At 62.6% G+C, this 24,431-nt stretch carries 19 protein-coding genes, 3 tRNA genes and 2 pseudogenes; 6 read left to right on the top strand and 18 right to left on the bottom strand.

The features are described 5' to 3' along the window. Window positions 1-2: 2 nt before the first annotated feature. Window positions 3-839, top strand: coding sequence for a hypothetical protein (locus BDD18_RS03515; RefSeq protein ID WP_211360661.1), 837 nt, complete (start codon window positions 3-5; stop codon window positions 837-839). Between the two features lie 326 nt (window positions 840-1,165). Here the strand turns inward: BDD18_RS03515 and BDD18_RS03520 are convergent. From BDD18_RS03520 to BDD18_RS03570, 11 genes are all read right to left on the bottom strand, one after another. Further along, window positions 1,166-1,241 (bottom strand) — tRNA-His (locus BDD18_RS03520). Window positions 1,242-1,301: 60 nt separating this feature from the next. Beyond that, window positions 1,302-3,215, bottom strand: a complete 1,914-nt coding sequence (locus BDD18_RS03525; protein WP_142081426.1) for a SurA N-terminal domain-containing protein — start codon at window positions 3,213-3,215, stop codon at window positions 1,302-1,304. A gap of 61 nt (window positions 3,216-3,276) precedes the next feature. After that, window positions 3,277-3,352, bottom strand: a tRNA-Val gene (locus tag BDD18_RS03530). Window positions 3,353-3,366: 14 nt separating this feature from the next. Next, a complete protein-coding gene (locus BDD18_RS03535) occupies window positions 3,367-3,639 on the bottom strand; it encodes an HU family DNA-binding protein (protein WP_044396762.1) in 273 nt (90 codons plus the stop codon). 315 nt (window positions 3,640-3,954) lie between these two features. Then, a complete protein-coding gene (gene pgsA / locus BDD18_RS03540; RefSeq protein WP_044396763.1) occupies window positions 3,955-4,521 on the bottom strand; it encodes a CDP-diacylglycerol--glycerol-3-phosphate 3-phosphatidyltransferase in 567 nt (188 codons plus the stop codon). 487 nt (window positions 4,522-5,008) lie between these two features. Beyond that, window positions 5,009-6,052, bottom strand: coding sequence for an IS110 family RNA-guided transposase (locus BDD18_RS03545; protein WP_066695817.1), 1,044 nt, complete (start codon window positions 6,050-6,052; stop codon window positions 5,009-5,011). A 256-nt stretch (window positions 6,053-6,308) separates the two neighbouring features. Further along, on the bottom strand, window positions 6,309-8,306 hold the full coding sequence (gene uvrC / locus BDD18_RS03550; protein WP_142081428.1) for an excinuclease ABC subunit UvrC: 1,998 nt from the start codon (window positions 8,304-8,306) through the stop codon (window positions 6,309-6,311). Between the two features lie 111 nt (window positions 8,307-8,417). Further along, window positions 8,418-9,398 (bottom strand): Bug family tripartite tricarboxylate transporter substrate binding protein, encoded by a 981-nt coding sequence (locus tag BDD18_RS03555; RefSeq protein ID WP_142081430.1) that lies wholly within the window; start codon window positions 9,396-9,398, stop codon window positions 8,418-8,420. Between the two features lie 50 nt (window positions 9,399-9,448). Further along, window positions 9,449-10,426 (bottom strand): Bug family tripartite tricarboxylate transporter substrate binding protein, encoded by a 978-nt coding sequence (locus BDD18_RS03560; RefSeq protein WP_066697658.1) that lies wholly within the window; start codon window positions 10,424-10,426, stop codon window positions 9,449-9,451. Window positions 10,427-10,468: 42 nt separating this feature from the next. Beyond that, a complete protein-coding gene (locus BDD18_RS03565; protein WP_142081433.1) occupies window positions 10,469-11,449 on the bottom strand; it encodes a hydroxymethylglutaryl-CoA lyase in 981 nt (326 codons plus the stop codon). Next, window positions 11,446-12,672 (bottom strand): CaiB/BaiF CoA transferase family protein, encoded by a 1,227-nt coding sequence (locus BDD18_RS03570; RefSeq protein ID WP_067513379.1) that lies wholly within the window; start codon window positions 12,670-12,672, stop codon window positions 11,446-11,448. Before BDD18_RS03570 ends, BDD18_RS03565 begins: the two co-directional genes overlap by 4 nt. Window positions 12,673-12,816: 144 nt before the next feature. Between BDD18_RS03570 and BDD18_RS03575 the strand changes: the two genes are divergently transcribed. The 4 genes from BDD18_RS03575 (at window position 12,817) to BDD18_RS03590 (ending at window position 17,189) form a co-directional block, all read left to right on the top strand. Beyond that, a complete protein-coding gene (locus BDD18_RS03575; RefSeq protein WP_067513376.1) occupies window positions 12,817-13,701 on the top strand; it encodes a LysR family transcriptional regulator in 885 nt (294 codons plus the stop codon). 120 nt (window positions 13,702-13,821) lie between these two features. After that, the gene (gene earP / locus BDD18_RS03580) at window positions 13,822-14,988 is read left to right on the top strand and encodes an elongation factor P maturation arginine rhamnosyltransferase EarP (protein ID WP_142081436.1); all 1,167 of its coding nucleotides are present in this window, start codon (window positions 13,822-13,824) and stop codon (window positions 14,986-14,988) included. A gap of 140 nt (window positions 14,989-15,128) precedes the next feature. After that, complete coding sequence (gene efp / locus BDD18_RS03585) at window positions 15,129-15,683, top strand: elongation factor P (RefSeq protein WP_066697648.1); 555 nt, start codon at window positions 15,129-15,131, stop codon at window positions 15,681-15,683. Between the two features lie 174 nt (window positions 15,684-15,857). Further along, window positions 15,858-17,189 (top strand): IS4 family transposase, encoded by a 1,332-nt coding sequence (locus tag BDD18_RS03590; RefSeq protein WP_125958944.1) that lies wholly within the window; start codon window positions 15,858-15,860, stop codon window positions 17,187-17,189. A 79-nt stretch (window positions 17,190-17,268) separates the two neighbouring features. On the opposite strand, the pseudogene rimO (BDD18_RS03595) reads toward BDD18_RS03590, so the two are convergent. The 7 genes and pseudogenes from rimO (BDD18_RS03595) to BDD18_RS03625 form a co-directional block, all read right to left on the bottom strand. Next, a pseudogene (gene rimO / locus BDD18_RS03595) lies at window positions 17,269-18,255 on the bottom strand (30S ribosomal protein S12 methylthiotransferase RimO); the annotation flags it as partial. 111 nt (window positions 18,256-18,366) lie between these two features. Continuing rightward, window positions 18,367-18,798 (bottom strand): IS200/IS605 family transposase, encoded by a 432-nt coding sequence (gene tnpA / locus BDD18_RS03600; protein ID WP_026437438.1) that lies wholly within the window; start codon window positions 18,796-18,798, stop codon window positions 18,367-18,369. A gap of 83 nt (window positions 18,799-18,881) precedes the next feature. Further along, a pseudogene (gene rimO, locus BDD18_RS03605) lies at window positions 18,882-19,325 on the bottom strand (30S ribosomal protein S12 methylthiotransferase RimO); the annotation flags it as partial. 92 nt (window positions 19,326-19,417) lie between these two features. Beyond that, window positions 19,418-19,951 carry a polyhydroxyalkanoate synthesis repressor PhaR gene (gene phaR, locus BDD18_RS03610; RefSeq protein ID WP_044396772.1) on the bottom strand — a complete coding sequence of 178 codons (534 nt, stop codon included), beginning with the start codon at window positions 19,949-19,951 and terminating at the stop codon, window positions 19,418-19,420. A 198-nt stretch (window positions 19,952-20,149) separates the two neighbouring features. Then, window positions 20,150-20,226, bottom strand: a tRNA-Val gene (locus BDD18_RS03615). A gap of 77 nt (window positions 20,227-20,303) precedes the next feature. Continuing rightward, entirely contained in the window at window positions 20,304-22,514 is a 2,211-nt protein-coding gene (locus BDD18_RS03620) for a RelA/SpoT family protein (protein WP_142081439.1), read from the bottom strand. Next, window positions 22,511-23,479 carry an alpha/beta fold hydrolase gene (locus tag BDD18_RS03625; RefSeq protein ID WP_142081441.1) on the bottom strand — a complete coding sequence of 323 codons (969 nt, stop codon included), beginning with the start codon at window positions 23,477-23,479 and terminating at the stop codon, window positions 22,511-22,513. Before BDD18_RS03625 ends, BDD18_RS03620 begins: the two co-directional genes overlap by 4 nt. A gap of 155 nt (window positions 23,480-23,634) precedes the next feature. On the opposite strand from BDD18_RS03625, the gene BDD18_RS03630 reads away from it, so the two are divergent. Continuing rightward, window positions 23,635-24,417, top strand: a complete 783-nt coding sequence (locus BDD18_RS03630; RefSeq protein WP_142081443.1) for a 3-hydroxybutyrate dehydrogenase — start codon at window positions 23,635-23,637, stop codon at window positions 24,415-24,417. The last annotated feature ends 14 nt before the right edge of the window (window positions 24,418-24,431 follow it).

Consider the following 24,431-nt stretch of genomic DNA (forward strand, 5'->3'; position numbering starts at 1 on the left):
CCATGGCGAACGGACGCAACAAGCTACGCCGGGGCGATGCGGGCCGGGACGCTGGCGGGTTCGTGGCCCTGCCGTGGTCGGTGCTGGACTCGCCCGCCTACTCAGGCTTGAGCCATCCGGCCAAGGCTTTGCTGCTGGAGTTCGCCCGCCAGTTCGTGCGTGACAACAACGGGAGGTTGCTGTGCAGCATGACCTACCTTGGCCCGCGTGGCTGGAAGTCCAACGACGTCATTACCCGCGCCGTGCGCGAGCTGGTGGCCGCTGGGTTCGTTCACCAGACCGCGCAAGGGCACCGCCCGAGCAAGGCGAGCTGGTACGCCGTGACCTGGCGAGCGCTTGACCGGCACCCAGGCTACGACGTGGGCACCATGGAGAGCTTCCAGCGTGGTGCGTACCGGCTTTGGGTAGCAGCCCAGCGCCCTACCGAAATTGCCCCGCCTACACCGTCTCCCGGTGCAGAGAAAAACGCGAGCCTTACACCGTCTCCCGGTGTAGAGAGGGCTTCGCGTGCACCGTCTCCCGGTGTAGGAGCGCTGCCTACTGCACCGTCTCCCGGTGCTGTAGAGGGGGGTTTTGGTACTTTCTCTACACCGGGAGACGGTGACCATCTAGAGAAACCATCTACAGCACAGCGCAGCGGGGATGTTCAGGAGGTTGAAGGGGTGCAAGAGAGGTGGGCCAACATTGAGCAGGAAGACGACGCCGCCAGCAGTAGGCGCGAGGCAGCACCGCGACCCACCAGACCCAGGAGAAAGCCAAAGGGGCCGGGGCTGGATGATGCCCAGCACGTACCGCAACCGCCCGACCCAACTGCGCAGCTTGAGTTGCTGTTGCCGTAGGGGCATCCGCTGGGTGACGGTTACGCAGGCCATGGTTACGGCGATGGTTACACCCTGGCGCTGCATTCAAACGGGCACTAAGTACCCGATTGCAGAGAGCAGCGCTGAGGGTGGGTACTGAGTGCCCACCCAGCAGAACGACCTACAGACCCGCCGCGAGCGGGTTTTCTTTTGCTGGCGCTGGTGGCCGAGTGCCTGCCGCCGTGGGGCTTTTTCTGTGCCGTGACCGGGGCTGGATTTGGGTAAGTTGCCTACAGATTGCCTACAAGCAACAGAAAAGAAAAAACCCCACTACCAAATTGATAGCGGGGTTTCCTTTGTTTACTTGGGGTGGCTGATGGGGCTCGAACCCACGACAACAGGAATCACAATCCTGGACTCTACCAACTGAGCTACAGCCACCGTAGACATAAATTATAACCCAAATTCCCGCACTAATTTCAACGCGAGAAACTTAAATGATCAAATATTGGAAGACTGGGGCCGGGCAGGTTTTATTTGAACCTTGAAACGCTCTTTGAGCATTTCGTAGTAAGCAAACCCTTCGGCTGTGGTCCACCACTGCTGCAACTGCTGACGTTGCTGAGCAGCTTGCTGGGCATCCACCCCTTCGCGAGGAATGATCCGCAACACCTTCACCACTGCGGTTCCCTGCGATCCCAGATCTGCACTCACCCAGGCGGGCAAATTGTCGGGCGAGGCACGCAAGGCTGCATCCACCACAGCACGAGGCAGGTTCTGCGTCTGATCGCGGGACACAACTACCGCCGGTGCCAGCCCTGCAGCAGGCGCGGCATTGCCCATCCACGCGGCCTTCTTGGCTTCTGCGTCCTTGCGGGCCAACTCTGCCGACTTTTCCGCGATCAGCAAAAGACGTACGCGATCGCTGACCTCTTGCAGGGCAAGCGTACGTGTAGGGGTGTAAGTCGAGATGCGCCCGGCTACCAGCTGGCTTGGACCGACTTCGATCGCACTGGTATTGCGCTTACCTTCCACGGAATCGTTGGCAAACAGTGCTTCCAAAAACTTGGGGTTGGCCAACGGGCCGCTGGCGCCAGGACCAGGAACGCGCGTGACACCTTCAGCCGTCTGGATTTTGAGCTTCAGGCTGTCAGCCACAGGCTTGAGACTGTCTGGTTGCTCGTACACGCTGTTGGTGAATGCCTCAGCCACTTCCGCAAACTTGCGTTGCGCTTGCTGCTGCTTGAGTTCAGCTTCCAAAGACGGACGCAGTTCTTCAAACGAAGGTTGGCGTGGAGTCTTGATATCCGTCAGCAAAATGATGTGGTAGCCAAAGTCAGACTCCACCACGTCGCTGATCTCACCCTTTTTCATCGCAAATACAGCATCTTCAAAAGGCTTCACCATCGCACCGCGGCCAAAGAAGTTGAGATCTCCACCCGCTGGCGCCGACCCGGAGTCCTGCGATGACTTCTTGGCAACCTCCGCAAATGACGCTGGAGACTTACGCACTTGCGCCAGCAACTCTTGCGCACGTGCCTTGGCTTGCTCGCGGTCAGCAGCCGGTGCGTCTTTAGCGGCGTTGATCAGGATGTGGCTGGCACGGCGCTCTTCTTTCGCGGCCAGACGCGTCAGATTTTCCTTGTAGTAAGTACGCAGGTCATCTTCGTTCACACGGATGCCCGAGCGGACGCTGTCCAGGTCGAGAACGACATATTCCACGGCAGCTTGCTCCTGCTGCTGGAAACGCTGGGCATTGGCCTTGTAGAAGGCTTCGATGTCCGCCTCGGTAGGGTTGACCTGCTTCGCGTAGTCGGTGGCATTGAAGCGAGCCACTTGAATTTCGCGGCGCTGGTAGAGCGAATCGAATGCCAGCTTGGCGGCAGCGTCGGTAGCGAACGCCGTACTCATCACGCCACCCATCACTTGGCTCACCGACAATTCGCGGCGGACGTTTGCTTCGAACCCTTCAGGTGTCAGGCCTTGGGCGCCGACCAATGAACGATAGGCTTCGGTATCGAGCGAGCCGTCGGGACGCTTCAACGCGGCGATGGCTGGGATATCTTGAAGGGCACGGGCCAGACGAGCGTCGCTGGTGATCAGGTGCGAGTTCTGCGCTGCCGCGGCAAACACGCGGTCACGAACCAGCCGCTCCAGCGTGGCATAACGCGCTTGGGGGGTGTCCAGCTGCTTGGGATCCACATTGGGGGATTGGGCGCGGATGCGGTCCGTTTCTTCCCTGTGGGCGTTATCCCAGTCCGCCTGCGTGATCTTGTGCCCATCAACGCGCGCCACCACTGGGCTCTTTTCAGAGAAGTAGTTGCTGTCGATACCCACCAGGACAAACGAAGGAATGACCAGCAAGAACAACAAGAACATCACGATCTTGGAATGCTTGCGGATGGCTTCAAACATGGTCTCGATCTTTCAGTGACAAAAACAAAAGGCGAACTTTCGTTCGCCTTTGTTTGTATGGTGGTGGGTCCTGACGGTCTCGAACCGCCGACCTACTCCGTGTAAAGGAGCCGCTCTACCAACTGAGCTAAGGACCCGCCTAAAACAATTTTCAGTTCACAGCATCTTTCAATGCTTTGCCTGGACGGAACTTCGGAACTTTAGCAGCTTTGATTTTAATCGCAGCGCCGGTACGGGGATTGCGACCTGTGCGAGCTGCGCGCTTGCCCACTGCGAACGTACCAAAACCAACCAGAGAGACAGTGCCACCCTTCTTCAGGGTCTTCTTGACGGCTTCAATGGTCGACTCCAGAGCGCGTGCAGCGGCTGCCTTGGAGATGTCGGCATTGTTAGCGATGTGCTCGATCAGTTCGGTTTTGTTCACAAGAAGCCTCTCGGGAATAGCGTTGATGGAATGTCTCGGGTATCTGGCCTTCACACGTCAAAGCGCTTCGCTGAAGAGCGTTAGCTTAGGACGGGGGAATGACTGGGGTACGCAGCAGGGTCTGCTGCGTCAGATTAAAGCCATCGACTTCCGGGGTGTCAATACAACACGCCGTTTTGCGGCGGCGCTGCGTGAATTCTAGTCTCATTTCTGCGCCCCGCCGGGCATGCAGCGCGTTTTTGTCGCCCCCATGCCGCATGAGCGGCTTCACCGATTGACACCTGCCAGACACTGTGAGGCTGCGCCAGATCGCGCTCAGCGAACCCGGGCGCGAATTTCAGGAAGGGCTTTTTGCAGGTAGTAAACCATCGACCAGACGGTGAGCACTGCAGAAGCCCAGATCAGCCAAGTTCCCCACACGCCCGTGTCGATCACGCCAAACAAGCGCCCGTCGTACAGCAGGAAGGGGATCGCCAGCATCTGCACCGTGGTCTTGACCTTGCCGATCATGTGAACGGCCACACTCTTGCTTGCACCGATTTGGGCCATCCATTCGCGCAGGGCCGAGATCGCGATTTCACGGCCGATGATGATGAGCGCCACGAACACATCGGCGCGCTGCAAGTGCACCAAAACAAGCAAGGAGGCGCAGACCAGAAACTTGTCAGCGACCGGATCCAGAAACGCACCAAACGATGAGGTTTGATTGAGCTTGCGGGCCAGAAATCCGTCCAGCCAATCGGTGGCGGCAAACACCACAAACATCACCGTGGCGATGAGATTGCGGGTGGCCGGATCGATGGGTGCGTAGAACACCCCCACGATCAAAGGTATCGCGACAATGCGCGTCCAAGTCATCAGGGTGGGGATAGTCCAAAACATGGGCGCAATTGTGTCATGCACCCGACGTCCCGGGCGTGATCTCTGGCGAGCGCTGGCTTTTTGCAAAGTCGGTGCCTGCGGGCGTCAAAGTCTCAACGCGGGCAAATCCACAGGAGGCGCATAGCCCAAGCCACTGACGGAACCAGCCCACCCCTCTGTGGCGGCGGCGCCACGGCCTCGACGACAGAGGAATCAACCCTAGGGATCCCCTTACATGGACGTCTCCAGAAGAGCAAGATTCGGCGGCGTGAAGGTCTGAAGGGTTTGCAGTCTTACATACGGCCTGTCGGTGCAGGGTGTTCGTCCTGCTGGCCCTGATGGCATTCGCGGGTGAGGCTCCTGTCTGCACATCGGGCTTGATGCCCTGTATCCCTATCGGATTGCCCCCACCCCGGTTTGACCTGTTGACCCATCACACAAGCTTCTTGCATGCTCTCCTTCAAAACGGTTTCCTAGCGTTTGGTGTTCTCAGTTCATTGTGGTGGTCTCAGGCTGCGGCGAGGTCGACCGGATTCCATCTCACCTGGTCAAAGGCCTTGCCTTTGACCAGGACTGCCCAGACTGTTCGGGCCAGCTTGTTGGCCAGCGCCGCGACCACCACGCTGTATGGGCGGCGCAGTAACAGTCTCTCGATCCAGCCGCTTCGCTGACTCCTGGCAATCACGGCGCGAGCGCCGTGCATCAGCATGGTCCTCACATAAGGGTCTCCGCGTTTGGATATCCCCAACTGCCGGGTCTTCCCTCCGGTGCCAGTCTGTCGGGGCGTCAGTCCCAGCCAGGCGGCGAATTGCCTGCCGGACTCGAAGCTGGACAGGTCGGTTGCAGTAGATACCAAGGCTGTCGCCGTCAACGGACCGATGCCCGGTATGGCTTGCAGTGCCAGCATGTGCTGGTTTTGCTTGACCATCGAGGCCAGCCGTTTGTCCAGCTGATCGATATCGCACTGCAGGCTGTCGATACGACGCAGTTGATCCTGAATGCTGACGACCACCACTTCTGGCAGCCGCTGTTCCTGGGCTTTGGCCAGTGCGTCCTGAACGAGCTTGAGCAATGCCCGGTGCCCCTCAGGCAGCACGATTCCGAACTCGTAGAGCAACCCGCGCAGCGCGTTGGTTTGCATGATGCGCACCTTCATGAGCTGAGCGCGCATACGGTGCAGTGTCAGGCAAGCTTGCTGCTGCTCGTTCTTGACAGGCACGGCCTTGATGTGAGGTTGCTGGGCCGCTACCCAGATGGCCTGGGCATCACGGGCGTCAGTCTTGTCGCGCAGCACAAAGGCGCGAACATGCTTGGCGGGCAGCAGCTTGACCTCATGTCCCAGCGTCTGCAGCGTTCTGGCCCAGTGGTGCGCACCGCCACAAGCCTCCATCGCGACGAGGGACTTCTGACGATTGGCAAAGAATGCGGTTACTCGATCACGCCTGAGCTTGTGCCGGGTGACCTCGCCTGTCTGGGCATCCACGACGTGCAGCTGGAACACGTGCTTGGCAATATCCATTCCGATGACTGGCAGCGTTGCAGTAAATTGCATGGTGGGGCCTCCGGTTCAAAGGTGGTTGCGACGAACTTCCACTTTGGCACTTTGATGCCGTTACCGCCAGGCCCCACCTTGTATCGGGTAACAGGCCGACGGCGCCAACGGCGGTGTAGGTGGAGACGTCCATGCCATCTGCACAAATCACCGCGCCGTGTGCATCTGCGGCCTCGGGCGGTCTGCTGCGTTTTGCGCCTGGCAGCCCATCCCGATCCGCAGCGCTCACTTGCCGCTCGATTCGTGCAGAGGATCCCTAGCGCAAGGCGCGGTAAATCTCTTCCGCCAGCTCGCGCGAAATGCCCTCCACCGTGGCCAGGTCTTCCACACTGGCCGCAGCCACGCCGCGCACCCCGCCAAAGCGCTGCAGCAGACGCGCGCGCTTCTTGGGGCCAACCCCCGCAATTTCTTCGAGCTGACCGCCACCCACCCGCACCTTGGCCCGCGCAGCCCGCATGCCGGTGATGGCAAAGCGGTGTGCCTCGTCGCGGATCTGCGCCACCAGCATCAGCGCGGCAGAGTCTTTGCCCAGGTAGATCTTTTCGCGCCCATCGGCAAACACCAGTTCTTCCAGGCCCACCTTGCGGCCCTCGCCCTTCTCCACGCCCACGATGCGTGCCAGGTCCAGGCCCAGGGTGGTGAACACCTCACGGGCCACACCCACCTGGCCCTTGCCACCGTCGATGAGCACCAGGTCGGGCAGGCGCGCGGCCCCTTTGCGCTGTGGCGCTGCGCCATCGGCCCCTGCCGCGGCAAAGTCGATACCGCCCTCTTCGCGCTGGGCTTCAACCACCTTGCTGTAGCGCCGCGTCAGCACCTGGCGCATGGCGGCGTAGTCGTCGCCACCGGTGATGCCTTCGATCTTGTAGCGCCGGTACTCGCTGCTTTGCAGCTTGTGGTGATGGAACACCACGCATGATGCCTGGGTGGCTTCGCCCGCAGTGTGCGAAATGTCGAAGCACTCGATCGTGAGCTGGTCCAGGTCCTCAGGCGGCAAGTCCAATGCCTCGGCCAAGGCACGCGTGCGGGCCTGTTGCGAGCCCTCTTCCGCCAAAAGGCGGGCCAGTTGCAAGTCGGCGTTCTTTTGCGCCATGTCGAGCCAGGCACGGCGCTGCTCGCGCGGCTGGTGGATGGCATGTACGCGCACACCGGTTTGCTCGGTCAATGCGTCCATCAGCGCCTTGTCCACCGCCACGCTGGTGACCAGCAAGGGCGGCACCGGCACGCCGATGTAATGCTGGGCGATGAAGGCTTCCAGCACCAGTGCCTCTACCGGGCGCGCGACAGGCGCGGGATGGGATGCGGCTTCGTCAGAGCCATCACCGCCCTCTTCCTCAAACACGGCGGCGGCATCCTCTACGTGCACGGGGAAGTAAGGCCGGTCACCCAGGTGGCGGCCACCGCGCACCATGGCCAGATTGACGCAGGCGCGCCCGCCTTGCACACGCACGGCGAGGATGTCCACATCCTTGTCGTCCACCGTTTCAATGGCCTGCTGGTGCAGCACCCGCGACAGCGCCTGGATCTGGTTGCGCACCTCGGCCGCCTGCTCGAATTCGAGCTTGTCAGAGTGCGCCATCATGCGCACCTCCAGCGCCTGCAGCAGCTCCTGCGTTTCACCACGCAGCAGCGCCTCAGCATGCTGCACGTCGGCGGCATAGGCTTCGGGCGAAATCAGGTCCACACAAGGCCCGGTGCAGCGCTTGATCTGGTACAGCAGGCAGGGCCGCGTGCGGTTGGCAAACACCGTGTCTTCGCAGGTGCGCAGCCTGAACACTTTTTGCAGAAGCTGAATGCTCTCCTTCACCGCCCAGGCGCTGGGGTACGGGCCAAAGTAGCGGTGCTTTTTGTCCACCGCCCCACGGTAGTACGCCATGCGCGGAAAGACTTGGCCCGGCGCGTCACCAGTGCCCCCAGCCGTGCCGGTGATCTTGAGGTAAGGGTAGCTCTTGTCGTCGCGGAACAGGATGTTGAACTTGGGGTTCAACGTCTTGATCAGGTTGTTTTCCAGCAGCAGCGCCTCGGCCTCGGAGCGCACCACCGTGGTCTCCATGCGCACGATCTTGCTGACCATGTGGCCAATGCGCGTGCCGCCATGGTTCTTCTGGAAGTAGCTCGATACCCGGCGCTTGAGGTTGAGCGCCTTGCCCACGTACAGCAGCGCATCCTGCGCGTCGAAATAGCGGTACACGCCCGGCAGCGCAGGCAGCGCAGCCACCTGGGCCAGAAGTTCTTCGGAATGCACATCAGACATGCAGCGTATTGTGGCCGCGCCACAACGGTGCAGCAGCAACGTGACTCCTATAGCTACATTTTTTATAGCTTGCAGCGCTTATCCAACAAGCGCTACAAGCCATTTTTATGCTTATTCCGCCTCGATCTTCGAGGTTTTCACCACCGTGGCCCAGTTGGCCAGGTCAGCACGCACCTTGTCACCCAGCTGCGCGGGCGTCTGGTAATCGGCCGTCGCGCCCTGCTCCTGCGCCTTTTGCTGGAATGTGGGGCTTTGCACCACGGTGCGGATGTCCGCTGTCAGCTTGTCCACCACGGCCTTGGGCACGCCGGCTGGGGCAAACACCGCAAACCAGGACGTGGCATCAACCTTGGGGTAGCCCGCCTCGGCCGTGGTCGGCACATCCGGCAGGCTGGGCAGGCGCTGCTTGCCCGTCACCGCCAGCACGCGCAGCTTGCCGCTGGCGATGTGCGGCATGAACGGAGGCGCGGTGCCAAAAGTCAGGTCCACCTGGCCGCCCAGCAGGTCCTGCAGCGCGGGGCCGGTGCCCTTGTAAGGCACGTGCACCATCTTGATGGCACCCTGCTGCTCCAGCATGGCACCCGTGACGTGCTGCAGCGAGCCGTTACCCGACGAGGCGTAGTTGAGCTTGCCGGGGTTGGCCTTGGCGTAGGCGATCAGCTCAGGCAGCGTTTTCACCGGCAGGTCGGCCCGTACCACGATGATCTGCGGGGCCGAGATGATGTTGGCCACAGGCTGGAAGTCGCCCTGGTCCCACTGCTTTTGCTTGGTGATGTGGGGCGAGATGACGTGGTAGCCCGAGTACTGCATCAGCAGCGTGTAGCCATCGGCCTCGGCGCGCTTGACGATGCTGGCGGCAATGTTGCCGTTACCACCGCCCTTGTTGTCCACCACCACCGTCTGGCCCAGCACGGGGCCCAGGGCCTGCGCCAGCATGCGGGCCGACAGGTCGGTGGTGCCGCCAGCGGCGGTAGGCACCACCATGGTCACGGTCTTGCTGGGGTAGGCAGATTGCGCTGTGGCGCTGCCCAGAAAGCCTGTGGCCAGGGCCGCCAGGGCGAGGGTGGTGAATTGCTTGCGATGTAGCTTCATGGGGTCTCCGTCGTTGATGTTGTGAATGGGGGACTGTGGTGCGGCAGGGTTCAGTCCACCGTGGCGCCGGTGTCTTTCACCACCAGGCTCCACTTGGGCAGGTCTGCCTGCACCAGGGCCGCCAACTGCGCCGCCGTGCCCTTGAAGGGCTCGCAGCCCACGGTGGCCAGTTTCTCGACCACGTCCTTGTGCTCCAGCGCGCGGGCCACTTCGGTTTGCAACTGCGCCACGATGGCAGCAGGCGTGCCTGCGGGCGCAAACAGCGCGTACCAGGGCGCCTGGCCAAAGCCCTTGATGGTTTCGCCAATGGTGGGCGTATCGGGCAGCGCGGCCACGCGCTTTTCGTTGACCACGCCCAGCACCTTGAGCTTGCCCGCCTTGATGAACGCAATGGCCGACGGCAGGCTTTGCACCGACAGCGGCACCTGCCCGCCCACCACGTCGGTGGCGGCTGCGGCCGAGCCCTTGTAGGGGATGTGTTGCAGCTGGATGCCGGCAGCCTTTTGCAGCATCTCGCCAATCAGGTGGTTCAGCGTGCCATTGCCCGCCGAGGCAATCGAATACTTGCCAGGGCTGGCCTTGGCCAGGGCCACCATTTCGGCCACGGTGTTGGCAGGGAACGATGGGTGCGCCACCAGAACATAGCCCGCTGTGGCCACCGGGGCCACGGGTGCAAAGTCTTTCACCGGATCAAAGCCGGGGTTCTTGTACAGCGCGGGGCCAATCACATGGGCGCTGTCGGCCGTCAGCAGCAGGGTGTAGCCGTCGTTGCGCGCGCGGGCCGTGGTGCCTGTGGCCAGCGTGCCACCCGCGCCAGGGCGGTTTTCCACGATCACGCTCTGGCCCAGTTGCTCGCCCAGCTTTTGCGCCACCACCCGCGCAATCGCGTCATTGGCACCACCAGCCGCCTGCGGCACCACCAGGGTGATGGGCTTGGAAGGGTATTTGTCCTGCGCGCCCGCGGTGAAAGCAGCAGAGCACAGCACGGCCACCGTGAAGATGCGGCGTGACAGAGTGGGGAAAGTCATGGCGTTGTCTCCTGGTGTTATGGATGAGAAAAAAGGTGCAGGTCAGCGTGCCAGTGCCCGCTGGCGAATCGCTTCAAAGTCGGCCGGTACCGGATGCAAGGCCAGGCGCGGCCCGGCCTTGGCGATCTGGCTGGGGATGTCGTGGCCGATCAGTGCGGGCAACTGCTGCGCCGCCGCCACCAGCTGGGCGAGGTCCACCCCCGTGTCATAGCCCATGCAATCGAGCGCATGCACGATTTCTTCGCTGCACACGTTGCCGCTGGCGCCCGGCGCGTAGGGGCAACCGCCCAGGCCACCCAGCGACGCGTCAAACCGGTCTGCCCCCGCGTCTATGGCGGCCAGCACATTGGCCAGCCCCATGCCGCGCGTGTTGTGGAAATGCAGGGTGAACTCCACCCCCGGCCAGCGCGCGCGCGCTGCTGCCGTGAGCCGGTGCACCTGCGTGGGGTAGGCCATGCCCGTGGTGTCACACAGCGTGATGCCGCGCACGCCCACATCCACAAAACGCTGCACCCAGCCGAACACATCGGCCTCGGGTACATCGCCTTCCATGGGGCAGCCGAACACGCACGACAGCGACACATTCACCGCTACCTTGGCGCCCTGCGCCAGGGCCACTACCTGCGACAGTGCGGCGAACGACTGTTCCTGCGTCATGCGCAGGTTGGCCAGGTTGTGGGTGGCACTGACGGACATGACCAGGTTCAGCTCGTCCGTGCCCGACTCAATGGCGCGCTCCGCACCGCGCAGGTTGGGCACCAGCGCGGTGTACACCGTTCCGGGGCGGCGCGTGATCTCGCGCATCACAATTTCAGCGTCTTTCAGCGCGGGGATGGCCGTGGGCGACGTGAACGAAGTCACCTCGATCTTGGACAGGCCCGCTGACGACAACGCATTGCACAGCGCGATCTTGTCTTCAGTGGGCACGAAGGCCTTCTCCATCTGCAGGCCATCGCGCAGGCCCACTTCCTGCATGTGGATGCGGCGGCCTGCGCCTTGCCAAACGGTGCTGGGTGCGTTCATTGCACGACTCCTTTGCTGCGCAGCAACGCAATCTGCTCGGCATTGAGCCCCATTTCTGCCAGCACGGCATCGGTGTCATCACCCAGGTGCGGTGCACTGCTGCGAATGGTGCCCGGCGTGGCCGAGAGCTTGGGCACGATGCCCGGCACTTCCACGCTGTAGCCATCGCGCGTCTCTTGCGTCAGCAGCATGTCGCGGGCTCGGTAGTGTGGATCTTCGGCAATGTCCTTGGCGGTGTAGACCTTGCCCGCGGGCACGCGGGCGGCGCCCAGCGCGTCCAGCACCTGCTGCACGGTGCGCTGCGCGCTCCAGGCGCCAATGGCCGCGTCGATTTCCTCCACACGCGCCACGCGGCCGGTGTTGTTGGCCAGGTCGGGCGCCGCGCCCAGGTCCGGCCGGCCGATGGCGTCCATCAACCGCTTGAAGATGCTGTCGCCATTGCCCGCCACCAGCACCCAGCCGTCGGTGCAGGGGTAGGCGTTGCTCGGTGCAATGCCCGGCAGCGCACTGCCAGCCGCCTCGCGCACCACACCGAAGGCGCTGTATTCGGGGATCAGGCTTTCCATCACGTTGAACACCGCCTCGTGCAGCGCCACGTCAATCACCTGGCCTTTGCCGCCGTTGACCTTGCGGTGGTACAGCGCAGTCAGCACGCCGATGGTGCCGTGCAGCGCGGCCAGCGTGTCGCCAATCGAGACACCGACGCGCACCGGCACGCGGCCGGGCTCGCCCGTCAGGTGGCGCAGGCCGCCCATGGCCTCGCCGATCGCGCCAAAGCCGGGCAGGTCGCGGTAGGGCCCTGTCTGGCCATAGCCAGAAATGCGCAGCATCACCAGGCCGGGGTTGAGTTGGTGCAACTCTTCGGGCGACATGCCCCAGCCTTCGAGCGTGCCGGGGCGGAAGTTTTCCACCAGCACATCGGCCTCGGCAATCAGCTGGCGGGCTATTGTCTGCCCTTCGGTCTGGCGCAGGTCCAGCGCCACCGAGCGCTTGTTGCGCGACTGCACTTGCCACCACACCGAGGTGCCTTCCTTGATCAGGCGCCAGTTGCGCAGCGGGTCGCCAGTCTCAGGCGCCTCAATCTTGATCACATCGGCGCCAAACTCGCCCAGCGTCTTGCCGCAAAACGGCCCGGCGATCAGCTGGCCCATTTCAATGACGCGCACGCCTTGCAGTGCGGCGGGGCTGGGTGGAAGGGGCGGTGCGGCGGGCGGCAAAGCCATGCGGTGGTTCTCCTGCAAACAATCAATGCGTTGGGGTTTGGCGGGCATCATGCGCAAGGGCGGGCGCACCGCAAAACGCTGATGCACGAAGCCGCCATCGCAAACGGGCATGGCTGGGTCGCTCGGCAGTACCATCGGCAGACCATGAAACTTGATCCCGTGTCCCTGCGGCTTTTCGTAGCCGTGATGGAAGAAAGCACCATCGCTGCCGCGGCAGAGCGCGAGCACATGGCGGCCTCGGCCGTCAGCCGCCGCCTGGCCGACCTTGAAGAGGCCTTGCGGGTGGAGCTGTTCACCCGCAGCAATCGGGGCGCCACCCCCACGGCCGCCGCCTTTGCCTTGCTGCACCTGGCGCGGGGCGTACTCAACGATCTGGACGGCATTGCCAGCCAGATGCGCGAATACGGCACCGGGGTGCGCGGCCATGTGCGGGTGGTGGCCAACATCTCGGCCATCACGCAGTTTCTGCCGGCCCAGCTGCAAAGCTTCATGGCGCTGCACCCGCAGGTAGATGTGCGGCTGCAGGAACAGATCAGCACGGCCATTGCCAATTCGGTGGCCGAGAACGCGGCCGACATCGGCATCCTGAACGATGGCGACTACGGCGACCGGGTGGCCCTGCTGCCTTACCGCACCGATGAGCTGGTGCTGGTCATCCCCTCTGAACACCCCCTGGCGCGGCGCAAGGCCGTCAAGCTGTGCGATGCACTGGCCTACGACTTTGTGGGCGCCCACCCTGGCAGCGCCATCAATAACCAGCTCACCCAGGCTGCCGCACAAGCCGGGCTGCCGCTGAAGCTGCGCATCCAGGTCACCAGCTACGACGCACTGTGCCTCATGGTCAACGCCGGGCTGGGCGTGGGTGTCATGCCCAGGGGCAGCGCGGCGCTGTACAAAGGCACGCTGGGCATCCGCACCATCACCTTGAACGAGCCGTGGGCGCACCGCCACCTCAAGCTGTGCGTGCGCTCGGAAGAGTCTCTCTCCAGCGTGGCGCGCCTGCTGGTGGACCACCTGCGCATGCCATGAAACGCCCCCTGAGGCCCTGCGGGCCATCCCCCCGCTCTCGCAGCGCCTTGCGCGGCGGCCCTGGCGTGGGCAGCACCAGTTTCATGGGCCATGGGTGTGCTCGCAACTTTAACCACTGATATGAGCCGAACCCACTTCCCCACTTGGACCACCCAGCCCACACTGCAGTGGGACGTGTTCTGCCGCGTGATCGACAACTTTGGCGATATTGGCGTGTGCTGGCGCCTGGCAACCCAGCTGGCCGGCCAAGGCCAGCGCGTGCGCCTGTGGGTGGACGACGCCTCGGCCCTGGCCTGGATGGCACCACAGGGCTGCCCCGGCGTGGAGCTGCGCGACTGGCACGCCCCGCCCCCTGGCGCGCAAGAAGCACCCACGGATGTGATGGTGGAGGCCTTCGGCTGCGAAATTACTCCTGAATTCATAGCTAGTGCCGCTTACCAGGCAAGCGTCAGAGGCCAAAAACCTGTATGGATCAACCTGGAGTACCTGTCGGCAGAGCGCTATGTGGAACGCAACCACCGCCTGCCCTCGCTCCTCTCCTCAGGCCCAGCCCAGGGCTGGACGCGGTGGTTCTTCTACCCAGGCTTTACCGCCGCCACCGGCGGCCTGCTGCGCGAACCCGACTTGATGCAGCGGCAAGAAGCCTACGACGTGGCCGCATGGCGCAACGCCCACGCGCACCCCAGCCTGCCAGTGCCAGCCGGCGCCGCCGGTGCGGCCGTGCGATGGATGTCGCTGTTCTGCTACGAGCCCGCCGCCCTGCCCCAATGGCTGCAGCTTTGCGAGGCCGCCAGCACGCCCACCCACCTGCTGGTAGCCCCTGGTCGCCCCGCGCACGCGGTGCGGCAGGCGCTGGGAATTTCAAGCAAAAATGTGCTCCAGGGCACGACAGATAAGCGCGGGCAGCTATATATTTCATACCGCACGCCGTGCCCCCAGGCGGTTTTTGATGAAATGCTCTGGGCTTGCGACCTCAATGCCGTGCGCGGAGAAGACTCCCTGGTGCGCGGCCTGTGGGCCGGCAAGGCGCTGATCTGGCACATCTACCCGCAGGACGACGATGCGCACCATGCCAAGCTGCAGGCGTTTCTGGACTGGCTGCAAGCCCCCGCATCGCTGCGCCAGTTTCACCACACCTGGAACGGCCTGGATGACTTGCCCCTGCAGTGGCCCGATGACGGCACGCTGCGCGAATGGACGGCCTGTGTGCAGGCAGCCAGGGCCCGACTGCTGATGCAGGACAACCTTGTTGCACAGCTTTTAGGCTTCGTAATGGAAAAACGGTAAAATCCAAGGCTTTGCGCAATTCCTACGCGGCACACCCGTGCCCCGCAACAGCGCACTTCCGCCGCGGAACATGCACCGGCGGGCCCCGCCTTCATCAGCAGCCCGTCCGCATTGAGCGGCCCCAACCCAAGCAATCAGCTATGAAAATCGCTCAAGAAATCCGCGCCGGCAACGTCATCATGCACGGCAAGGACCCCATGGTCGTCCTGAAGACCGAATACGCCCGTGGCGGCCGCGGTGCTGCCACCGTGCGCATGAAGCTCAAGAGCCTGATCGGCAACTTCGGCACCGAAAACGTGTTCAAGGCCGACGACAAGATCGACAACGTGATCCTGGACAAGAAAGAGTGCACCTACTCTTACTTTGCCGATCCCATGTACGTTTGCATGGACGCTGACTACAACCAGTACGAAGTCGAAGCCGAAAACATGGGCGACGCACTGAACTACCTAGAAGACGGCATGGCCCTGGAAGTCGTGTTCTACGACGGCAAGGCCATCTCGGTGGAACTGCCCACCAGCGTCGAACGCGAAATCACCTGGACAGAACCCGCCGTCAAGGGCGACACCTCTGGCAAGGTTCTGAAGCCCGCCAAGATCGCTACCGGTTTCGAAGTGGCCGTGCCCCTGTTCGTGTCGCAAGGCGACAAGATCGAAATCGACACCCGCACCGGCGAATACCGCAAGCGCGTCTAAGGTCTCGCTGGCCGCTGTGCCAGCCACCTCACTTGCGAGGTGGCGCAGACCATAAAAAAGGAGTCTTCAAGGCCAATGCCAGTAAGTTAAGCAAAGGCCCTTCGGGGTCTTTGTTGTTTGTACAGTGCAGGCTTGATCAATTGAGCTTTGGCCATAGAGGTCAAGCGATAGCCAATGCTGCTGCAAGAGTACCTGAACGATACCCATGAGTTTGCGAGCCCCGAACAATGGGGTGTCGTTCAAAGCAACATACCCCAGCAGTGGATTGAACAGGCCTTGCAGATGACGGGTGTAGCCACGCTGCGCAAGCGGCGACTGCCCATGGAGCAGGCACTTTGGCTGGTATTGGGTGTGGCCTTGCTTAGAGACCGCTCCATCGTGAACGTGGCCGAGGTACTGGAGCTGGCACTGCCTGGGCAGCACAATGAACCCATCAGCTCCAGCGCGCTGAGCCAGGCGCGCCAACGGCTGGGCAGTGAGCCCCTGCAATGGCTGTTTCGCCACACTGCTGCCCATTGGGCGCACCAGCAGGCCGCTCGCCACCGCTGGCAAGGCTTGGCGCTGTACGCATTGGATGGCGTGGTCTGGCGTACCCCCGACACACAAGACAACCGCCAGCACTTTGGTTGCCAGCGCAACCACGCAGACCACCAAAGTCCCTTCCCCCTGGTGCGCATGGCCTGCTTGCTCGATGCCAGAGCTCGTTTATTGGTAGATGCCAGCCTGGATGCCTACGACACCAGTGAGTACGCATTGGCTGAACGCTTGTGGCCGAAGTTGCCGCCTGACTCGCTGGTGATTGTGGACAAAGGGTTTTACTCGGCAAGTCTGCTGTGGCCGCTGCAACACCGCCAGGGACGTCACTGGCTGATCCCTGCGCGTGCCGGACTCAGGGGCGAGGTGGTGCAAACGCATGGCCCTGGCGATGTGAGCTTGCGCATGAAGGTCTCGCCCCAAGCTCGCAAGAAAGACCCCGGCTTGCCGCTCACGTGGGAGGTGCGCGCCATCACCCGTGAACTCGATGGCAAACCCAGAACCTTGTTCACGTCCCTGATGGATCCGGCACGCTACAAGGCCGAGGAGGTGTTCGCGCTGTACCACGAACGCTGGGAGATTGAGCTGGCCTATGGAGAGATGAAGACGGACATGCTGGGCCAGGCGATGACGTTGCGCAGCCAGCAACCCGATGGGGTCAAGCAAGAGCTGTGGGCAACCTTGCTGATGTACAACCTGATCCGCTTGGAGATCACGCGCATCGCAGACGAGGCCAAAGTGCAGCCCTGTCGCATCAGCTTCATCACGGCGCTGCGCTACATCGTGGATGAGTGGCTGTGGAGTTCAGGATCACACACCCCTGGGGCCATCCCGGCCAAGCTTGCGGCCATGAGAAAGAACATCCGCCGCTTCGTGCTGCCGCCTCGCAGATCCCACAGGCGGTATCCGCGTGAGGTTCGTATGACCAAGACCCAGTATCCCGTCAAAAAAATGCCGCTCAGACTTAACTGAGCGGCATTGGTCTTCAAGGCTCCTTTTTTATGTCCTGCTTGCTTTGACTGGAGGCCATCGCCCCCAGCCAAAGCAGTCATCAAATCGGCAAGGCCACCAGGTCGTGCCCCTGCACCGCCACGATGCGGGCCTTGGTGAATTCGCCCACCTTGAGCTGTTTGCTGATCTTCTCGGGCGGCAGCAACTGCACGGTACCGTCGATCTCTGGCGCGTCGGCGTAGGTGCGGCCCACCCCGCCCTTGCGGCCCATGGCCGGGGCATGGTCCACCAGCACCTGCATGGTGGCGCCCACGCGGCGTTGCAGCTTGGCAATCGACACTTCTTCGGCCACGGCCATGAAGCGCGCACGGCGCTCCTCGCGCACTTCCAGGGGCAGCATGCCGGGTAGCTCGTTGGCCACAGCGCCCGTCACGTCGCTGTAGGCAAAGCAGCCCGCACGGTCGATCTGCGCTTCGCGCACAAAGTCCAGCAGGTGCTGGAACTCTTCTTCCGTCTCGCCGGGGAAGCCTGCAATGAAGGTGCTGCGGATCACGATCTCAGGACAGGCCTCGCGCCAGCGCTGGATGCGCTCCAGATTGCGCTCGCCGCTGGCAGGGCGCTTCATGCGCTTGAGCACATCGGGGTGGCTGTGCTGGAACGGTACATCCAGGTAAGGCAGCACGCGGCCTGTGGCCATGAGCGGAATCACTTCATCCACGCTGGGGTACGGGTACACGTAATGCAGGCGCACCCAGGCGCCGTAGGGCTCGGCAATCTCGCCCAGGGTCTGCACCAGTTCCAGCATGCGGGTCTTGACGGGCTTGCCGTCCCAGAAGCCGGTGCGGTATTTCACGTCCACGCCATAGGCCGATGTGTCCTGGCTGATGACCAGCAGCTCCTTCACGCCGCCTTCAAACAGAGCCTTGGCTTCCTTGAGCACATCGCCCACAGGGCGCGAAACGAGGTCGCCACGCATCGAAGGGATGATGCAGAAGGTGCAGCGGTGGTTACAGCCTTCGCTGATCTTCAGGTACGCATAGTGGCGCGGCGTGAGCTTGATGCCCGCCTCGCCAAAGGCGCCGGGCAGGTAACCATCCCCCGGCAAAGCCGGGGGCATTCGGGATGTGAGCCGCTCAAAGCGGCTGTAAGGGGTCGCTAACGCGGCCCCTCATTCTTGGGGCCACCTATCGGTGGCTACTCACCTCCATAGACCGAGTTGGTCCAACCTCTCGTCTTCCTTCTCCTGGTTTCGGATGTACTCCCGTATCACCGCTTCGTCGCGTCCCACCGTCGAGACGAAGTACCCTCGCGCCCAGAAGTGCTGACCCACGAAGTTGCGCTTTCGCTCTCCGTACACCCGCGCAAGGTGGATTGCGCTCTTGCCTTTGATAAAGCCCACCACCTGCGACACCGAGTACTTCGGTGGGATCGACAGCATCATGTGCACGTGATCGGGCATCAGATGCCCCTCTTCAACCCTGCATTCCTTTTGCGCGGCCAACTTTCTGAATACCTCACCCAGGTGTTCGCGTAGCTGCTTGTACAGCGTTCGCCTTCGACACTTGGGGATGAAGACCACGTGATATTTGCAATCCCAGGCCGTGTGACTCAAACTTTCATACTTGTCCATCGTGTTTCTTCCTTTCGTTTGCTTGGCGGCTCACGATTGAAAGTCTCTACGGTGGACAACCTCCTGAAAAGTCAAACTTCTACTGCCTCCCCGGCAGAGCCGGGGGGCCTCCTTTTGGTAGCTAGGTCGAGGAACGGGTCGTGCGGCTTGGGCAGGTGGGCGTGTACCGCCTCCATCACCTCTTGCGTGGCGTGTGGGCCGGTGACGGCCAGCACGCTGGGGTGCACGTCTTTGACCAGATTGCCGCCGCTTTCGCCAGCGCGTGCACCCAGGCAGCCCGTGACGATGACCTTGCCGTTTTCGGCCAGGGCCTCGCCAATCGTGTCCAGGCTTTCCTTCACAGCGTCGTCAATGAACCCGCAGGTGTTGACGATGACGAGGTCCGCGCCCTCGAAGGTCTTGGAGGTTTCGTAGCCCTCGGCGCTGAGTTGCGTGAGGATGAGTTCGGAGTCCGTCAGAGCCTTGGGGCAGCCCAGGCTGACGAATCCGACTTTGGGTGTTTTTGTGGGGGAGAGTGCTTCGCTCATCCCCCTATTGTCCCAGTTCCGCGAGGCGGACGCCTATTGCCACCCCACATCGGGCCAGAAAGCACTGGATGCAGGTGCAAAAAATCGTGCGATCAGCGCTTGAGCCCGAATGCGCCCAGCATCTGCTCGGTCTGCTTTTGCATCTGCTCCTGCATTTGCGTGAGCATGGACTGGGACTGCTCCACGTAGTTGCCCATCATGCCCTTGAGCATGGGCGACTGCAGATTCATGAACTGCGCCCACATTTCGGGCGTCACGCTCTGGGATTGCTCTGCCAGCTTCTTTTGCACATCAGTGAACGCCTGCACATTTTTTTCGAGGTACGCCCCCATGAAACCCTGCATGGCATGGCCATAGAAGCGGATGATGTTGGCAAGTACCGCCTCGCTGAACATCGGCGCCCCGCCCGCTTCCTCTTCCAGAATGATTTGCAGCAGGATGCTGCGGGTGAGGTCTTCTCCCGTCTTGGCATCGCGCACCACCACGTTCTGGTTGTCGATCACCAGCTGCCGCACTTCAGACAGGGTGATATAGGTGGAAGTGTCGGTGTCGTACAGGCGACGGTTGGGGTATTTTTTGATCACGCGCTGCGTAGTCTTGTGAGCGGCGCTGGTGGATTCGGGCAAAACGGAACTCCTCGGGCAGAACACCCATGTGTGTATTGCAGTGCAACACATTCTAGAGAGCCGCAGGCAAGCCCCTCTCCGAGGAATACCCTGATGAATCGCCTGAACGCAAAGTCCACGACGCGCGACAGAGCGGCCCGGAAAATAAAAAAGCCTTCCAAGCGATTTGCTTTGGAAGGCTTTTTACCAATGGTTAGTTGGTAGGCGCGATTGGACTCGAACCAACGACCCCCACCATGTCAAGGTGGTGCTCTAACCAGCTGAGCTACGCGCCTGTTTGTATTCGAGAATGCGATTATAGCATCAGTTTTTACGCCGAATCAATAAATCCAAGTTCAAGATCGCCCGAAGCTCAGCGCCTGCGCGCCGAACGCACGCCGGCCACGCTGGCCACAATGCCCAGCACCTTGTTGAGACGGCCCGAATCAGCCACCTCCACGGTGAATGTCATCCACGCCGTACCCTTGACCGACTGGGTCTGCACCCCGATCACATTGGTTTTCTCACGGGCAAACACTTCAGAGATGTCACGCAGCAGGCCCTGGCGGTCGGCAGCTTCCACAGCCACATCCACCGGGTACACCGCAGCGGCAGCGGCCTTGGGGGTGCCCCACTCCACATCGATCACGCGCTCGGCACTGCGGGCGGCCATTTCGCGGAAGTTGCTGCAGTCGGCACGGTGAACGCTCACGCCCTTGCCCCGGGTGACAAAACCCCGGATGACGTCGGGTGGCGCGGGCTTGCAGCATTTGGCCAGCTGGGTCATCAGCGAATCGATGCCCACCACCAGCACCCCGCCTTTAGGTGCAGATTCATTGGTGCGGGTTTTTTTGAGCAGCAGATACTCGTCCGGTTGCAGCACAGGCTCTGGCGGGCGCAGCAGGTTTTCGATGTTGCGCAGCGAGAACTCGTCCTTGCCCACCACTTCAAACAGCGCATCGGCCGACTTGAAGCCCAGCTGGGTGGCCAGGTCATCCAGCTTCATCGCCGTCTTGCCCTCGCGCTGCAGCAGCTTTTCCACCGCCTCGCGGCCACGGGCCACGGTTTCATGCGTGGCCTGGGCGTTGAACCAGGCGCGTACCTTGGCCTTGGCCCGGTTGCTGGTGAGGTAGCCCAGCTCGGCATTGAGCCAGTCGCGCGAGGGGCGCCCTTCCTTGACGGTGGTGATCTCCACCGTCTGCCCGTTTTGCAGCGGGGTGTTGAGCGGCACCATGGCGCCATCCACGCGCGCGCCCCGGCAGCGGTGGCCCACGCTGGTGTGCACGGCGTAGGCAAAGTCTACCGGGGTGGAGCCTTGCGAGAGCTCAATCACCGCTGCGTCGGGCGTCAGCACGTAGATGCGGTCTTCAAACAGGCCACGGTTGGGCACGGCGCCTGCCAGGTCACGCTCCCACGCCAGCAGCTGGCGCAGCACGGCGATCTTGGCGTCGTACTCTCCTGCGGCAGACACGCCCGCGTAGCCCTTGCTGCCCGCCTCTTTGTAGGCCCAGTGCGCGGCCACGCCATGCTCGGCATGTTCGTGCATGGCCTGGGTACGGATCTGGATTTCCACCGGGCGGCCCTGCTCGTCGCGCACGATGGTGTGCAGCGACTGGTAACCGTTGGGCTTGGGCTTGGCGATGTAGTCGTCAAACTCTTCCACGATGGGGGTGAACTGCTCATGCACCCAGCTCAGGGCGGCGTAGCAGTCCTTCACGGTGGGCACCACCACGCGCAGGGCGCGCAGATCCAGCACCTGGTCAAAATTCAGCGACTTGCCCCGCATCTTCTTGACGATGCTGTAGATGTGCTTGGGCCGGCCCTGCACGGTGGCGCTGATGCTGCGGCTGCGCAGTTCAGACTCCAGCCGCAGGCGCAGCTGCTGCATGTACATCTCGCGCTCGCCGCGCTTTTCATCGAGCAGGCGGGCCACTTCCTTGTAGGTGTCCGGCTCCAGAAAGCGGAAGGACAAGTCCTCCAGCTCCCACTTCATCTGCCAGATGCCCAGGCGGTTGGCCAGCGGCGCAAACACCTGCAGTGACTCGCGGGCCAGGCTGGGCGACACAGGCCGCTTGCTGGCCGCATGAAAACGCAGCGTTTGCAGGCGCGACGCCAGGCGCAGCATGACCACCCGCAGGTCGCGCGAGAAGGCCAGCAGCATCTTGCGCACGTTCTCGGTCTGCACGGCAGGGTCGTCCACCTGCTCGGCTGCCAGGGCCTGGCGCTGCACGCGCATGAGCTTGGTGGTCTCGACGGCCAGGGCCGCAAAGCTGTCACCAAAGGCTTTGGCAATGACCTCTTCAGGCTTGTTCAAATGCACGCAGGCGTACACCAGATAACTGGCGGCCTGCATGGCTTCAGACCCGCCAATGCCTTTGAGGATGGCGGCCACGGCATCGGCATGGACCAGGGTGTTCTCGCCCGAATCCAGCGTCTCGCAGGCCAGCAACGGCTCGGCAAACGCGCGGGCGCGGGCCAGGGCATCAACCTGCTCGGGCAAGGCGTTGGCGGTGGCCGCAATCAGTTGCGGCAGCGGCTCGGTCTGCGTGAGGGCGGGGGCTTGGGTAGCGGGGTTTGTCTTCATCCTGCCAATGCACTTTCTGCGACAGGGGCAGCCAATAGGAAATTCTGGACGACGGCCACCTGGTCGGCAGCGATCAAGGTGGGGGCGTGTCCCACACCTTCAAACTCCACGCAACGCGCCTTGGGCCCACGGACCTGCATGGCCTGGGCCGTTTCGCGCGACAGCAGGTCGGACTGCGCCCCGCGCAGCAACAGCGTTTGGGCCTGGATCTGGTCGTACAGCTGCCACAGCACAGATTCGCCGGCGGCTGCGGCTTCCTGGGTCAAGGCCCGGAACGGCACGGCAATCGCTGGGTCGTAGTGCAGCGTCAAGCCGCCATCGGGCAAGCTGCGCAGCATGGGCTTAGAAAGCTCCAGCCACTGCTGCTGCGTGTGCGGCCCAAAGCTGGTGGAGATGGCCCACATCGCATCGGCCGCCTGCTGCAGCGAATCAAACCTAGCCGGGTAGCCCAGGTACTGGCCAATGCGCTGCAGCGCCTCCCACTGGATGACGGGGCCCACATCGTTCAACACCAGCCGACGCAAAGGTGCGGGCAGCGGCAAGCCGGGCTGCCCCGCCACCGCCATGCCGATGAGCCCGCCCATGCTGGTGCCCACCCAGTCCAGGGTGGTGATGGGCGCTTGCTGGTGCACTTGCGCCAGCAGGGCCAGCATGTCGGCAGCGTAGACGGGCAATTGGTAACCCAGGGGGTCGGCCAGCCAGTCGCTTTGGCCACGCCCCACCACATCAGGGCAGATCACGCGTGCGTGGGCACTCAGGCTGCGCGCCAAGGTGTCAAAGTCCCGCCCCTGTCGCGAAAGGCCGTGCACACACACCACCACATGGGGGTGGGCCGGGTTGCCCGTGGCATTCCATTCCCAGTAGGCCATGCGGTGCTGCGCAGCGGCGGCGTCGGCATGGGTTGCTGGTGCCGAGGCGGCCGCAGGGCCTGGGCACGGTACGTAGTTCAGCGTAGGTTCAATCATGGGTGCGAAATCCGGGAGCAGCGCTTGATAATGGCCGCGTTGCATCGTAATTCATTCGGACTTGCGCAAATCAGGATGCAACCAAAGCTTTTGCCCTGCCAAGGGGTGTCTGGCCCCCACGCTGCGCAAGTCATGCTCATTACGGAGAGACTCTCATGCTGAAAGGCAAAACGGCCCTCGTCACCGGCTCGACCAGCGGCATTGGTTTGGGCATTGCAAAAGCGCTGGCGCGCCAGGGGGCCAACATTGTGCTCAATGGCTTTGGCGATGTGGACACCCCCCGCGCTGAAGTGCTGGCCGCCGGCCAGGCCAGCGGGGCACAAGTGGCGTACCACGGTGCCGACATGAGTCGCACCGCAGACATCGAAGACCTGATGCGCTACAGCGAGGCGCAGTTTGGCCAGGTGGACATTCTGGTGAACAACGCAGGTATCCAGCATGTGGCCAATGTGGAGGATTTCCCCGTCGAGCGGTGGGACGCCATCATCGCCATCAACCTGACCAGCGCCTTCCACACCTCGCGCCTGGCCCTGCCCGCCATGCGCCGCGCCAACTGGGGCCGCATCATCAACGTGGCCTCAGTGCACGGCTTGGTGGGGTCTGCGCAAAAATCGGCCTATGTGGCCGCCAAGCACGGCATCGTGGGGTTGACCAAGGTGACGGCGCTGGAGACCGCCACCACCGGCATCACCGCCAACGCCATCTGCCCCGGCTGGGTGCTGACCCCGCTGGTGCAAAAGCAGGTGGACGCCAAGGCTGCCGCCCATGGCCTGACCAACGAAGAAGCCACGAAGCTGCTGTTGGGCGAAAAAGAACCCTCCATGCAGTTCACCACCCCCGACGAGCTGGGCGAGCTGGCGGTGTTCTTCTGCTCCACAGCCGCCAACAACGTGCGCGGCGTGGCATGGAACATGGACGGTGGCTGGGCTGCGCAGTAAGCCCAAACGCTATT

This window comes from Acidovorax temperans (assembly GCF_006716905.1).
Taxonomy (GTDB): domain Bacteria; phylum Pseudomonadota; class Gammaproteobacteria; order Burkholderiales; family Burkholderiaceae_C; genus Acidovorax; species Acidovorax temperans.